General features: G+C 47.3%; 12 protein-coding genes. 3 read left to right on the forward strand and 9 right to left on the reverse strand.

Annotated features, from left to right (window positions below; genetic code table 11):
* Positions 1 to 39: 39 nt before the first annotated feature.
* The 3 genes from Kalk_RS02180 to Kalk_RS02190 all read right to left on the reverse strand — a co-directional run bounded on the left by Kalk_RS02180 (position 40) and on the right by Kalk_RS02190 (position 2,619).
* Entirely contained in the window at positions 40 to 858 is an 819-nt protein-coding gene (locus tag Kalk_RS02180; protein ID WP_101892647.1) for an outer membrane beta-barrel protein, read from the reverse strand.
* Between the two features lie 85 nt (positions 859 to 943).
* Positions 944 to 1,873, reverse strand: coding sequence for an electron transfer flavoprotein subunit alpha/FixB family protein (locus Kalk_RS02185; protein ID WP_101892648.1), 930 nt, complete (start codon positions 1,871 to 1,873; stop codon positions 944 to 946).
* Positions 1,873 to 2,619, reverse strand: a complete 747-nt coding sequence (locus tag Kalk_RS02190) for an electron transfer flavoprotein subunit beta/FixA family protein (RefSeq protein ID WP_101892649.1) — start codon at positions 2,617 to 2,619, stop codon at positions 1,873 to 1,875. Before Kalk_RS02190 ends, Kalk_RS02185 begins: the two co-directional genes overlap by 1 nt.
* Before the next feature lie 497 nt (positions 2,620 to 3,116).
* Between Kalk_RS02190 and Kalk_RS02195 the strand changes: the two genes are divergently transcribed.
* From Kalk_RS02195 to Kalk_RS02205, 3 genes are all read left to right on the forward strand, one after another.
* Positions 3,117 to 3,686: a chalcone isomerase family protein gene (locus Kalk_RS02195; RefSeq protein ID WP_101892650.1), complete on the forward strand. Its 570-nt coding sequence runs from the start codon at positions 3,117 to 3,119 to the stop codon at positions 3,684 to 3,686.
* A gap of 150 nt (positions 3,687 to 3,836) precedes the next feature.
* The gene (locus Kalk_RS02200) at positions 3,837 to 4,625 is read left to right on the forward strand and encodes a GNAT family N-acetyltransferase (protein ID WP_101892651.1); all 789 of its coding nucleotides are present in this window, start codon (positions 3,837 to 3,839) and stop codon (positions 4,623 to 4,625) included.
* A complete protein-coding gene (locus tag Kalk_RS02205) occupies positions 4,622 to 5,458 on the forward strand; it encodes a lysophospholipid acyltransferase family protein (RefSeq protein WP_101892652.1) in 837 nt (278 codons plus the stop codon). Before Kalk_RS02200 ends, Kalk_RS02205 begins: the two co-directional genes overlap by 4 nt.
* Here the strand turns inward: Kalk_RS02205 and Kalk_RS02210 are convergent.
* The 6 genes from Kalk_RS02210 to Kalk_RS02235 form a co-directional block, all read right to left on the reverse strand.
* Positions 5,382 to 6,362, reverse strand: coding sequence for a DUF2817 domain-containing protein (locus Kalk_RS02210; RefSeq protein WP_101892653.1), 981 nt, complete (start codon positions 6,360 to 6,362; stop codon positions 5,382 to 5,384). The two genes, Kalk_RS02205 and Kalk_RS02210, sit on opposite strands and share 77 nt — an antisense overlap.
* Before the next feature lie 124 nt (positions 6,363 to 6,486).
* The gene (gene msrA / locus Kalk_RS02215; protein ID WP_199767994.1) at positions 6,487 to 7,140 is read right to left on the reverse strand and encodes a peptide-methionine (S)-S-oxide reductase MsrA; all 654 of its coding nucleotides are present in this window, start codon (positions 7,138 to 7,140) and stop codon (positions 6,487 to 6,489) included.
* A gap of 58 nt (positions 7,141 to 7,198) precedes the next feature.
* Positions 7,199 to 9,166, reverse strand: coding sequence for an acetoacetate--CoA ligase (locus tag Kalk_RS02220; protein ID WP_101892655.1), 1,968 nt, complete (start codon positions 9,164 to 9,166; stop codon positions 7,199 to 7,201).
* Between the two features lie 2 nt (positions 9,167 to 9,168).
* The gene (locus tag Kalk_RS02225; protein ID WP_101896179.1) at positions 9,169 to 11,166 is read right to left on the reverse strand and encodes an acetyl/propionyl/methylcrotonyl-CoA carboxylase subunit alpha; all 1,998 of its coding nucleotides are present in this window, start codon (positions 11,164 to 11,166) and stop codon (positions 9,169 to 9,171) included.
* A 2-nt stretch (positions 11,167 to 11,168) separates the two neighbouring features.
* Positions 11,169 to 11,963 carry an enoyl-CoA hydratase-related protein gene (locus tag Kalk_RS02230; RefSeq protein ID WP_101892656.1) on the reverse strand — a complete coding sequence of 265 codons (795 nt, stop codon included), beginning with the start codon at positions 11,961 to 11,963 and terminating at the stop codon, positions 11,169 to 11,171.
* A 9-nt stretch (positions 11,964 to 11,972) separates the two neighbouring features.
* Positions 11,973 to 13,580, reverse strand: a complete 1,608-nt coding sequence (locus tag Kalk_RS02235; protein ID WP_101892657.1) for a carboxyl transferase domain-containing protein — start codon at positions 13,578 to 13,580, stop codon at positions 11,973 to 11,975.
* Positions 13,581 to 13,582: the final 2 nt, after the last annotated feature.

Genomic DNA, 13,582 nt, shown 5'->3' on the forward strand with positions numbered 1-13,582 from the left:
AAAGGGGCGTAAGCCCCTTTTTATAAAGCTTATCTATAACTAATCGCGTCCTCTGCACATTAAACCTGATACATCCTTAAATCGCTCATCGCAAGCCGTCACATCGCGGGAGCCAGAGGATTTGGTTGTCCCATCTGACTTTTTCCGGCTGCTGGATCTTGGTGGCGGTGAGAATTGCCAACGAACACCGGCCATGAGTGAAGATGCTTCGAACCAGCTGTACGAAGATCCGTCCGACGCACTGTATTCAGCCTGCTGAGAAAAGTATTCTCCGTAAATAAACAGATCCTCAGTAAGTCTATACTCCATCCCTACAGAGAAGAACAGATCGTTATCGTCTTCGGTGTCACTATATTTAGACGTAAGTTCTTCGTACTGATCCCCATTCAGAAAAACCTCATCTTCATAGGTATATTGGAATTCCCATGAAGAAATCCCTAATTTAGCAAACGCGGACAATCGATCGCCAAATGGTATAGATCCCCTTAGAGATATACCTGTTGTGGTGGTACGTCCAGACATGGCGGTGATATAGAGTTCCGGTCCGCTTCCGCTCATGATGGTCTCACTAAGCTCGCTCTCCACCTCTCCGAAATCTACATAATTTAATTCGACTGACAAATACCTGGGTATTAATTCCCAGCCACCGAAAACCCCAAAGCCCACAGCAGTGTCATCGAACTCATTATCTAAATCAGGATCAACAAATAGATCTTCAAGAGAGCCATAGGAAGAGTAGCCAACGCCACCGCCGACATAGAAACGACCATCCGAGAAAGCCCCCGCACATACATTGGAGGTGTGAATCACACCGAGCGCTGCAACCACCGCCGGAAGAATGAACCGAAGAATCCCCATAAACCAACCCACTTATTATTATGAATATATAGGCAAAAAAAAGCCCGGCTAAAGCCGAGCTTCTTTTTTAACTCGTATTGACTGCTTAAACAAGCTTTTCCAATTCAGGAACCGCTTCAAACAAGTCAGCAACCAAACCGTAATCAGCAACCTGGAAAATAGGTGCTTCTTCGTCTTTGTTGATTGCTACGATTACTTTACTGTCTTTCATACCGGCCAGATGCTGGATCGCACCGGAAATGCCTACAGCGATGTACAACTGTGGTGCAACAATTTTACCGGTTTGGCCAACCTGCATGTCATTAGGTACAAAACCAGCATCGACCGCAGCACGAGATGCGCCAACAGCAGCACCCAACTTATCTGCCACTTTGTACAGCATTTCAAAGTTGTCGCCATTCTGCATACCGCGACCACCAGACACTACAATTTTAGCAGCAGTCAGCTCAGGACGATCGCTCTTCGCAAGCTCTTCGCCCACGAATGAGGACACACCAGCATCTTTCGCTACAGACAGGGCTTCTACCGCAGCAGAACCACCTTCAGCGGCCACTGGATCAAAAGCAGTACCACGAACGGTCATTACATTCGTTGCTTGTGTGCTTTCAACAGTAGCAATGGCGTTACCAGCGTATATCGGGCGCTGGAACGTTGTGGCATTAACCACGCCAGAGATCTCAGAGATCATCTGGACATCCAATAATGCTGCAACGCGGGGCAGGAAGTTCTTACCGATTGACGTGGCAGGAGCAAGAATGTGGCTATAGCCCTTTCCTACTTCAGCAACCAGCTCAGCAACATTCTCAGCCAGCTGATGTGCATAAGCCGCATCGTCTGCAACCAGTACTTTAGAAACACCAGCGATCTTCGCAGCCGCTTCAGCAGCAGCGCCACAACCAGAACCAGCAACCAACACAACAATGTCGCCGCCGATTTTCTGAGCTGCCGCTACAGTGTTCAGGGTAACACCTTTCAAACTGGCATTATCGTGTTCTGCATAGACTAATACGCTCATTAGATCACCTTCGCTTCGTTTTTCAGCTTGTCAACCAACTCTGCAACGTCGGCCACTTTAACACCCGCTTGACGCTCCGCAGGCGGCTCAACCTTCAAGGTTTTAACCAGAGGACTAACATCTACGCCAAAATCGCCGGGAGACTTGATATCAAGCGGCTTTTTCTTGGCTTTCATGATGTTTGGAAGGGAAGCATAACGAGGTTCGTTAAGACGCAGGTCTGTAGTAACAACCGCTGGCAATTTCAGATCAACAGTTTGCAGACCGCCATCGATTTCGCGGGTAACTTTAACGGAGCCATCAGCTACATTCACTTCAGAAGCGAAAGTGCCTTGACCCATACCAGCCAGAGCAGCCAACATCTGGCCAGTCTGATTGTTATCTCCATCAATTGCCTGTTTACCCATAATCACCAGTTCAGGCTTCTCTTGATCAACAATGGCTTTGAGCAGTTTTGCAACAGCCAGTGGCTGTGCGTCTGCAGCTTCAACCAGAATACCGCGATCTGCACCCAGCGCTAGAGCAGTACGAATTTGCTCCTGAGCTTCTTTAGGACCTACGGCCACCGCAACAATCTCGGTAGCAACCCCCTTCTCTTTTAAACGAACAGCTTCTTCAACAGCGATTTCGCAGAAGGGGTTCATGGCCATCTTGACGTTAGTCAGGTCGACGCCGCTGTTATCAGCAGCCACTCGTACCTTAACGTTGTAGTCAACAACTCGTTTGACAGCAACAAGAACCTTCATGGAACCCTCGGCTTTATATATAGAATGTGGATTTAGGGTGTCGGCAAGAAACGATTAAATTTTGAGCTAACACCATGCGATCGTCATGAGCATGAAATAGATTCAAAACTCCGACCGCCCTTGTTAAAAGCGCGTGGTATCTTGCCGCTTTATCAAAGACAGGTCAATAGCAAATCAGGCCCGGCCAGCGGTCTAAGATGTCAATAATGCAAACTGCATTAGGATGAATTGCTTCTCATAAATCAGCGACTTACCCTATCTCACCCTACCGGCCCATCGCCATGGATACACCAAAAGAGTGGCAAAATTTGCTGAGGTCGTCAATTTTAGTTATTCCCATATCAGTAATGAATTTATCGAGTTATAACTTAAATGAAATAACTTACACTTACGCGGGGCCACCTGCTATCCAGGTGTGAGCGAATCACATCAAAGCCTAATCAAATAAGCCAAAAAGCGGCAACTTGAACAAATTTGACCAACAGGAGTACGTTTGGATGAAGAAATTTGCAACACTAATCACAGGGATCATGCTGAGTCTCAACGCGTTTTCGCTTGATATCGGCGGCATTAATATGCCTGAATCCATCACATCAAACGACAATACCGAGCTACAACTAAACGGGGCTGGCATCCGAGAAAAATGGTTCATGGATCTATATGTTGGCGGCTTGTATTTAGCAGCCAAACAACAGGACGCTGCGGCAATTCTATCCGCGGATGAGCCTATGGCCATCCGCTTGCACATGGTCTCCGATTTGATCACCAGCGAAAAAATGACCAGCGCCACGATTGAAGGGTTTGAACACGCCACAAATGGTGAAACCAAGCCCCTCCAGACAGAAATTGAAACATTTTTATCAAGTTTTGCTGAACCGATAAAAGCTGGTGACATTTTCGACTTTTACTACCAGCCCGGTAAAGGTATTGCCATCCTGAAAAATGGGGTCATCGCCCAATCCATAAACAGTGGAATTGAGTTTAAAAAAGCGCTATTCGGCATATGGATTTCAGATCAGCCTGCCCAGAAATCGTTGCGGAAAGAAATGCTCGGCCAAGAAAGCTGATTACGAAACGGCACATGAGCATCGAGCCTCATGTGCCTGATTCCACGGGGCTAGCACGCCTTGTCTTAATATATTCACAGAACGGTCACCTACAAGAAACAGTCACTCCATAGAGTCAGCATCGAGGTTTCACATACTGCGGAGGCCAAGATGCTTCAGAACCAAACAGCCACCTCTCATAAGGCAGACTTTTCTGGTAGACCGGGAATATTTGCAGAATTCATCACTACCGAACAACAAATCCGCATGGCGCAAAAAATGCGATACGATGTATTCTGTGAGGAATACAACGTTCAGCTGCCGGTAAACATGATATGGAACGGCCAGCCCATTGATGTGGATGAACTGGATGATCATTGCTTACATTTAGTGGTGCGAAACCAGAATAACCATGAAATTATCGGCTATACACGAGTCCTAACCTGTGATTTGGCTAAGCGATTCGGGCGTTACTATTCCAGTCATGAATTCGACATCAGCAACATCATTAATCGCCCTGGTCGCTTCCTGGAAATAGGCAGAACCTGCATTCACCCTGAACATCGTAATGGGGCTACCATCGCAGTACTGTGGGCTCACCTTGCGAAATTCATGCAAGAGAACGATTACCAATATCTATTCGGTTGCGCCAGTGTTTCCCTGGATGATGGCGGCAATACACTCGCTGCCCTAATGCCAGTAATCACACAAAAATACCTTGCAGATGACGAATACAGGGTGACGCCACGAGTACCCTGTACTTTGCGCAAAGCCAAACCTGATACAAAGGCGACACTCCCTCCTCTGCTTAAAGCCTACACTCGGATGGGTGCTAGAATATGCGGTGAGGCCTGTTGGGATCCTGATTTTAATGTGGCAGACCTGTTTGTGCTGCTGGACATCAACCAGGTTGCTAATCGCTACGCTCGACACTTCCTAAAAGATCGGGAAGCGGCATGACTCGAAAGATATATGCATCTGCCCGCCTGCTTTTACATATTCTGGCGGGCGTCGTTCTACTGGCATTGACCGGCGCTATCTGGAACAACAAAACCCAGCTGGTTAAATCCACTAAACAATGGTGGCTCGCTCGTATGGTTCATTTGCTTGGCATCAATGTGAACATACATGGACAGATGCCTATGCCGACAAACAGTAAGGGAATTTTATACGTCAGCAATCACGTCTCATGGATAGACATCCCCCTCATTGGCGGTCTTTCTCAGCTTAACTTTCTATCAAAAGCAGAAGTACGCTCGTGGCCTCTCATCGGTAAACTGGCCGAAGGAACGGGAACCCTATTTATAAAACGGGGATCGGGAGACGCCGCGCGGGTGTCCGAATCAATAGCCCGCTATTTGGATGATGGAAGATCAGTATTGTTCTTTCCAGAAGGAACCACATCCGACGGTAAGACTGTACGTAAATTTCACAGCAAACTATTTAAAGCAGCCCACCACACCACAGTCAACGTCTGCCCTATAGCGATCCATTATCATTTTGATCAAAGTGAGATACCATCATCGGGTAATCCAATAGCATTTATTGATGAGGATGAATTTACAGAACATCTCTGGAGGGTTCTGGGCTTACCCAAGGTTTCCGCAACGGTGGAGTTTTTGCCGGTGCGCTCTGCACCCTCAGGCAATCTGGAAGTATTCGTACGTGGGTTACGATCAGAAATCAACGAAGCACTGCAACAGCTACAGAGGAAGACTAGTACCAATATTCAATGGCCTGATGCATCCACTCACGACGGTCAACGGGATGAGGCAACCAGTTTTTATAGCTAGCAGTGGCTCGTATCAGAAACTCCATCAAACACTGATGCCTACGCAATACTCGTTCATGACGGTGAGGCAAAACAGGATTAAATACCCCCAAAGCATTGAAAAGCTGTAATGGGTTTTTCTTTACCCACAACCATGAGCCCATCTCTAAGGTTAAGGGTAAATAGGTGCCTTTCCGTTTGTGCAGGGTTTCCCGATAGACGTAATCCCAAAGATCACCGTGTGTCGTATAGTTTCGAGACTGGGGTTCAATCAGGTAAAAACTAAATGTCGGATGGGTGCGCCGGAACAGCAATCTAAGCGCAAACATCTCACCGATATCATCGAACGGATCAGGTGTGAATGCATATGGAAACCAAACCTGATCCTGATGCCCAAACCCAGAATGACAATCCAACGAGATCACAAACCTAGAGTCTGCAACAACATTCTCAACCAACTGCAGCAGCGCCGCTGATTCGCGTTGCATCGGGTCACCTTTGCGGCCACGATACCAAGGGATATGACTACTCATACGCTGCCCCCCCAGAAGAAAGGGAACCTTGCCCATCGCTTCAATAGGCGCGTTACGCATCAAATCAACACCATTCCCATTGCTGCGCGTTCGCTTTAACATACCAACTGGATTAACTAAAGGAACAAACAATAGCCTCACATCTTTCAACAGGGAATGGAGGCTCTCATCCCAGTCCATCCTGTTAAATATGGTGTTCATAAACGACAATATGACCTGAGTACCAATTCGCTCCACACCATGCACTCCCCCGGTAAAAATCACTACCGGAGCGTCAGGTTTTGTACTTCCTGTTTCAAAACAATAGAGAGGTAAACATTCTTCACCGCACTCAACAGCGGACAGAGTATTCACCCTGGCGGGCAAATCGGCTTGTTCAAGCCAGCGATCCATTTGGTAAAGTTCAGGTAGGCCTTTAAGTACACGGTCTGAACGGATTAATGTCAACGGTGCAAAGCTCCAAGTCTATTAATGCAACCGTTTTATAACATAAACATTACAGAAACATGACGTCAGCCTAACTCATAGGCAACCGAGGCAAACCTGTGGCATCACAGCCATGATTAGGGCAATACCCTAGTGGATTTTTTGCCAGATACTGCTGATGATACGCCTCAGCATAATAGAATTTAAATGTACTGATAATTTCTGTAGTGCTTGCATCCAGGCCGCGATCAGATAACACGCCATCGTAAGCCGCCTTTGCCTGTTCTGCTTGTCGTTGTTGCTCTGAGGTTGTCACATAAATGCCAGATCGGTACTGAGTACCTACATCATTACCCTGACGCATGCCCTGACAAGGGTTGTGATTTTCCCAGAAGAGCTTCATCAAGCAGGAATAAGATATCTCATTTGGCCAATAAATCACTTTTACGATCTCGTTGTGACCGGTCATTCCGCTGCATACTTCTTCGTAGGTTGGATTTGGGGTGAATCCGGCACCATATCCCACGGCGGTGCAATATACACCCTTAACACTCCAAAACAGTTTCTCGGCTCCCCAAAAGCAACCCATACCGAAGTAGGCAACTTCAGTATCGCTTGGATAAGGCTCAACTAATGGTTTATCTAATACTGCATGGTTATTTGACAGATGGACAGAGGTTGCTCTACCAGGCAGGGCAACGTCGGGTGAAGGTAAACTCTGCCTATATTTATGGAATTTCATCATATCCAACCAACTTCCCGACGTTAACTTATTAATAACATATAAAAACAATGACAATTAATCAGCTCTGCAATACTGGTAAGTTCCTAAAAAGCGCTAGAGATTCAGGGTTCGCCAGTGCATCCGTATTATTGACACACTCATTGTGCACAACTTTCCTGACCGCGAGCTCTGCTATCTTACCACTAATGGTTCTTGGTATATCATCAACCTGAACAATCTTTGCGGGAACATGCCGTGGTGTAGTGTTACCCCTAATTGTAGATTTTATCAAGTTAATACGATCTTCATCCAGGTTTTCGTCTTCACCCAACTTTACAAACAATATTACACGTACATCATCCTGCCATTCCTGCCCTATCACTACGCTATCAACAACGAAATCCAATTGCTCAACCTGCCGATAAATTTCCGCTGTTCCTATTCTAACACCGCCGGGATTCAATACTGCATCAGAACGGCCATAGATAATCATACTTCCGCGATCTGTAATTTCGCCATAGTCGCCATGCGCCCAAACGCCTTCGAAACGCTCAAAGTAGGCGGCACTAAACTTAGTGCCATCTGGGTCATTCCAAAATCCTATGGGGCAAGAAGGAAACGCGTTAACACAAACCAACTCACCTTTCTGATTTACGACACTTGTGCCGTTATCATCGAATATACGCACATCCATGCCAAGTCCAACACACTGCAGCTCACCGCTTACAACCGGAAGGATCGGATTGCCCAACGCGAAACAACTGATAATATCAGTTCCCCCTGAAATTGAAGACAAGCAAATATCAGATTTCACATCACGATACACATAATCAAAGCTTTCAGGGGCCAACGGCGAGCCTGTTGAGAATATCGCCCTCAACTGATCCAATTTATGGGTGTTCCGCGGTTTGATGCCCGCCTTTTCCAGGGCAGATATATATTTGGCACTTGTACCAAAAAGACTGATATTTTCTTCATCTATCATATCAATCAAAGAGGCAGCGGCTGGATGAAAAGGAGAACCATCAAATAGCACAAGCGTTGCCCCACTCGCCAACCCGCTTATCAACCAATTCCACATCATCCAACCGCAGGTTGTAAAATAGAAAAGAACATCACTGGCTTTTAGGTCAGCATGCAGTACGTGTTCTTTTCTATGTTGCAGCAACGTTCCACCGGCAGAGTGGACAATACATTTCGGAACGCCGGTGGTACCAGATGAGTACATGATATATAGAGGGTGCAAAAATCCGAGGTGTGCGAAATCAATTTCACCGTTGGCGTTAGACTGCTCTATCTCATTATAGAAATCTACGCCTGTGATAGGTATTGCATTTGAATCGAGCTCTAGAAATGGAACTATCACCGTAGTTTTTATAGAAGATATTCTCTTTTGTACCAGCTGAACTCGATCCAATATAGAAATAGCCTTACCCGCGTAGAAGTAGCCATCAACTGTCAGCAAAAACACCGGTTCTATTTGCTCAAAACGATCAACTATACCGTTGATGCCAAAATCTGGTGAACACGAACTCCAGATTGCACCCATACTACTTGCGGCGAGCATTCCAACCACGGTTTCTATGCAATTGGGCATCACCGCTACGACTCGGTCACCTGCTGAAACGCCTTGTTCACGCATATATTTAGCCATTCGAAATACACGTTGATATAGCTCGCTATACGTGACACTGTCACGGCGACCATTCTCACCACGAAACACCAATGCTGCTTTCTTCGACAACTGATCGTCATGAGCTGATGCCAAAAGGTTCTCCGCAAAGTTAAGCCGAGAATTGGGAAACCAGTTGGCTCCTGACACTCTTAACGGATCATCAACGACCGGAGTCAGATCCCCTTCAATCCTCACACCACAGAAATCAATGATGGATAACCAAAACTGCTCAGTTTGGTCGCAGCTCCAGCGATGTAATTCTGCATATTCGTGAAAATCTGTGCCATAACATCGATTCACATACTGTATGAAGCAATCTATGTTAGTAGCCTTGATCCAGTCACCTTCCGGTTGCCACAACACTCTACCCACAGTTAATCCTCTTCTTGTTTTAATTCAAGCTCAATTAGCTCATCGCCCTCGTTAACCAGCTCGCCTTCGTTGAAGAATATCGCTTTCACAAAACCGGTTTTTTGAGCACGGATTCCATGTTCCATTTTCATGGCCTCGACAGTAACCAGCAAGTCACCTGCATGTACTTGATCGCCGTCACTAACGGCAACGTGAACAATACGCCCATTCATCGGTGCCCTCAGATGTTTTTCTGATTGAGGATCAACCACTGATACCGGAGAATATCGATATAATTGCACATGGGAATTGCCGGAATCCTTGAACAATACAACACTGTCATCAGTGGAAATCACTGTCAGCGTCAAGGACAGGCCTCCCGTTACGGCCAATCTATCCCCTTCAAGCCTGCATTGAAGTGTCAGGCTCAGTTCTGAACAGATCGCCACGATCTCATCACCATAAAAACTGAGATCCACTTTTATCTGCGCACGATCATTATTAAAGAAGCAAAACTGCTGACTAATAGCTCCATTCACATGCCAACCTTTCAAAACCTGCCAGGGCTCGCCGGATGATTCGGTAGAGTGCCCCTTCAGCGCCAGATAGACCCCGGCAAGCACATAGTCAATATCATCTTTTGGTGCGCTTTCGAACGCCAGTTCTGATTGATGATCTTCGATAAAATGAGTGCTCAGGTTTCCCGCGCAGAACGCATCATGGGCAACCAAGCTCCCCAGAAAGCTGATGTTGGTATTTAACCCAAACAAGTTAATCTGTCGAAGTGCGCGCTGCATGCGATGTATAGCTTGATCACGATTTTTATCCCATACAATCAGCTTGGCGATCATAGGGTCGTAAAACACGCTGATTTCATCACCCTGTACCACACCTGAATCAATTCGCAGATGTACAGATGGATCCGGCAGACGTAGGTAATGAATGATACCTGTGGAAGGCAAGAAGTCCTTTGAGGTATCTTCAGCGTAGATCCGAACTTCGATCGCGTGGCCGTCAATCCTGATCTGTTCCTGCGTCAATGGCAATGGATTACCTTCTGCCACACGCACTTGCCATTCAACAAGATCCTGTCCGGTTATCATCTCGGTTACCGGGTGTTCAACCTGCAAGCGGGTGTTCATTTCCATGAAATAAAAATCACCCGAAGACGCAAGCAGAAATTCGATCGTACCGGCCCCTTCGTATCCAATTGCTTTAGCCGCCCGCACCGCAGCCTCACCCATACGGCTGCGAGTAGTCGGATCTAAACCTGGTGCAGGAGCCTCCTCAATCACTTTTTGGTGTCTACGTTGAATAGAGCAGTCCCGTTCAGACATATAAACAGCATTGCCATACTGATCAGCAAAAACCTGAATCTCAACATGACGAGGCTGATTGATATACTTTTCTATGAGTATATGATCATCCCCAAATGATGACTGAGCCTCACGCTTACAGGCGCTCAAAGCAGCATCAAAATCGTTCTCGCTGGCAACGATGCGCATGCCTTTTCCGCCACCGCCCATGGATGCTTTTAAGAGCACGGGATAGCCAATAGCGCCAGCTTGCTGTTTTAAAAATGCAGAATCCTGGGTGTCACCATGATAGCCAGGCACCAGTGGCACGCCTGCATCCTGCATAATATGCTTGGCCTGAGATTTTGATCCCATTGCCACCATTGCGCTGGCCGGAGGGCCGATTAGTACAACATTGTTTTCTAAGCAGCGTTGCGCAAAGCTAGCATTCTCGGACAAAAAGCCATAACCAGGATGAATAGCATCCACTCCTGAGCGCTTCGCAACATCCAAAAGACGATCCATATTAAGATAGCTCTCAGCTGCAGATGATGGTCCAATCCAATACGCTTCATCGGCCTGCAGAACATGTTGGGCATATCGATCCGCATCGGAGTACACAGCAACAGCCTCGATATCAAGCCGATTTAATGTTCGAATGATGCGACAAGCTATTTCACCACGATTTGCAATCAACACTTTCTTAAATAATTTATTCGTCGACATGATTAATTGGCCTCGCCCTTTACCCGCCATGCAGGTGGTCGTTTTTCAAGGAAGCTGGTTAATCCTTCCTGCCCCTCTTCCGACACCCTGATGTCTGCTATAAGCTTGGCAGTCTGAGTAATTGTCTTATCGCCTATGCGCTCATGGGCGATAGCGTTGATTAGTTGCTTACAATGTGCCGTTGCATCCGGGCCATTTTTAGCGGCCACATTAGCCAATGCGATAACTTCACAGTCAAGTTGATCACGCGGAAATGCAGCCTGAATCAAACCCACACTTACTGCCATGTCTGCATCAAACACCTCTGCGCTCAGCATGAATCTGCGAGCATTGCGTATCCCCATGGCCTCGATCACATAAGGGCTGATAACAGCCGGCACCAAGCCTATTTTGACTTCGCTCAGGCAAAAGGTGGCACCCGTATCAGCGAATGCCACATCGCACGCACTGATCAAGCCCAGCGCACCACCAAAGGACGCACCGACAACTTTTGCAATTACCATTTTGGGTAACGTATACACACGATGCATAAGCCCAGCCAGTCTAAGTGCGTCTGCTTCATTTTCTTCGCGGCTTAGGGATGCCATGCTTTTCATCCAATTCAGATCTGCACCCGCTGAAAAGTTTCGTCCTTCTGCCTGCAACACAACCACCCGGCAAGCGTTATTATGTGCTGCTGTTTCGAACGCATCCGTCAACTCCCTAATCATTTGATCGTCGAAAGCATTGTGAACGGTTGGCCGATTCATGGTGATGAATGTAATGTCTGACTGTTGTTGTACGTTGACATAATCCATAGCAATGCCTCACATACGAAACACGCCAAAGCGCGTATCGGGTATAGGTGCATTGAGCGCAGCACTGATTGAAAGCCCCAAAACATCGCGGGTCTGGGCAGGATCGATCACACCGTCATCCCATAACCGGGCACTTGCATAATAAGGGTGACCTTGGGCCTCATAGGTATCAATAATGGGTTGCTTGAACGCTTTTTCATCTGCCTCCGGCCAAATCTCGCCATTTCGCGTCAGGTTATCCTTTTTGATTTGCGCCAATACACCCGCAGCCTGTTCGCCCCCCATTACCGAGATACGCGCATTAGGCCACATGAAAAGAAACCGTGGATCATAAGCACGCCCGCACATTCCGTAGTTGCCTGCGCCAAAGCTGCCGCCAGTAATGATGGTTATTTTGGGTACCTGAGCACAAGCAACGGCCGTTACCATTTTTGCACCATGCTTGGCAATGCCTTCTGATTCGTATTTTCGCCCCACCATAAACCCGGTTACATTCTGCAAAAATACCAAAGGAATCTTACGTTGCGCGCACAGCTCGATAAAGTGTGCACCTTTTTGGGATGACTCACTGAATAGCACCCCGTTGTTTGCGACTATGCCAACTGGGTATCCCCAGATCCGGGCAAACCCACAGACCAAGGTGGTACCATACAGCGCCTTAAATTCATCAAATTCAGAACCGTCCACTGTGCGGGCAATCACCTCACGCACGTCGTAAGGCGTTTTCAAATCCGCGGGCACTACGCCGTATATTTCTGCAGGATCATAACGGGGCAATACAGGCTGAGCCACGTCCATTTGGAGGTGTTTTTTGCGGTTCAAACGTTTAACTGCTGCCCGTGCCAACTGCAACGCATGCTCATCGTTTTCAGCGTAATGATCAGCTACCCCGGAAGTACGACAGTGAACATCAGCCCCACCGAGATCTTCTGCGGTCACCTCCTCTCCGGTTGCTGCCTTCACCAACGGAGGCCCTGCAAGAAAAATCGTACCTTGCTCTTTAACGATGATGCTTTCATCTGCCATGGCTGGAATGTACGCTCCACCGGCCGTGCAAGACCCCATTACTACGGCGATCTGAGGAATGCCCTTCGCCGACATATTGGCCTGATTAAAGAAGATCCTGCCAAAATGTTCGCGATCAGGAAACACTTCATCCTGGCGAGGTAAATTAGCCCCTCCAGAATCGACCAGGTATACACACGGCAAATGATTCTGCTCTGCAATGGCTTGGGCACGGAGATGTTTTTTTACCGTGAGTGGATAGTAACTGCCCCCTTTCACGGTCGCATCGTTGGCCACCACCATGCATTCCAATCCATGAATCCTGCCAATGCCGGCTATGGCTCCTGCCGCAGGCACCTGCTCATCATAAACGTTATGCGCCGCTAATTGACCCAGCTCCAGAAAAGGTGAACCTTGATCCAGCAGACGTGCAACACGTTCACGGGGTAATAACTTACCGCGGGCGAGGTGTTTCAGTTGCGCTTTTTCACCTCCGCCCTGCTTTATGGCTGCGGTAACATCCCAAAGCTCTTTCACCAGCTTGTTCATTCCTTCTTGATTCGCTATGAACTCAGCAGAATGAGGGTTGATTTTACTTTCCAAAATCGCCATGA

Origin of the sequence: Ketobacter alkanivorans, assembly GCF_002863865.1 — a bacterium.
Taxonomy (GTDB): domain Bacteria; phylum Pseudomonadota; class Gammaproteobacteria; order Pseudomonadales; family Ketobacteraceae; genus Ketobacter; species Ketobacter alkanivorans.

What these genes read in the sequence shown, in the direction of transcription:
- Kalk_RS02180 (WP_101892647.1), bottom strand. Translation starts at nt 858, where the DNA reads ATGGGGATTCTTCGGTTCATTCTTCCGGCGGTGGTTGCAGCGCTCGGT.
- Kalk_RS02185 (WP_101892648.1), bottom strand. Translation starts at nt 1,873, where the DNA reads ATGAGCGTATTAGTCTATGCAGAACACGATAATGCCAGTTTGAAAGGT.
- Kalk_RS02190 (WP_101892649.1), bottom strand. Translation starts at nt 2,619, where the DNA reads ATGAAGGTTCTTGTTGCTGTCAAACGAGTTGTTGACTACAACGTTAAG.
- Kalk_RS02195 (WP_101892650.1), top strand. Translation starts at nt 3,117, where the DNA reads ATGAAGAAATTTGCAACACTAATCACAGGGATCATGCTGAGTCTCAAC.
- Kalk_RS02200 (WP_101892651.1), top strand. Translation starts at nt 3,837, where the DNA reads ATGCTTCAGAACCAAACAGCCACCTCTCATAAGGCAGACTTTTCTGGT.
- Kalk_RS02205 (WP_101892652.1), top strand. Translation starts at nt 4,622, where the DNA reads ATGACTCGAAAGATATATGCATCTGCCCGCCTGCTTTTACATATTCTG.
- Kalk_RS02210 (WP_101892653.1), bottom strand. Translation starts at nt 6,362, where the DNA reads ATGGATCGCTGGCTTGAACAAGCCGATTTGCCCGCCAGGGTGAATACT.
- msrA (WP_199767994.1), bottom strand. Translation starts at nt 7,140, where the DNA reads ATGATGAAATTCCATAAATATAGGCAGAGTTTACCTTCACCCGACGTT.
- Kalk_RS02225 (WP_101896179.1), bottom strand. Translation starts at nt 11,166, where the DNA reads ATGTCGACGAATAAATTATTTAAGAAAGTGTTGATTGCAAATCGTGGT.
- Kalk_RS02230 (WP_101892656.1), bottom strand. Translation starts at nt 11,963, where the DNA reads ATGGATTATGTCAACGTACAACAACAGTCAGACATTACATTCATCACC.
- Kalk_RS02235 (WP_101892657.1), bottom strand. Translation starts at nt 13,580, where the DNA reads ATGGCGATTTTGGAAAGTAAAATCAACCCTCATTCTGCTGAGTTCATA.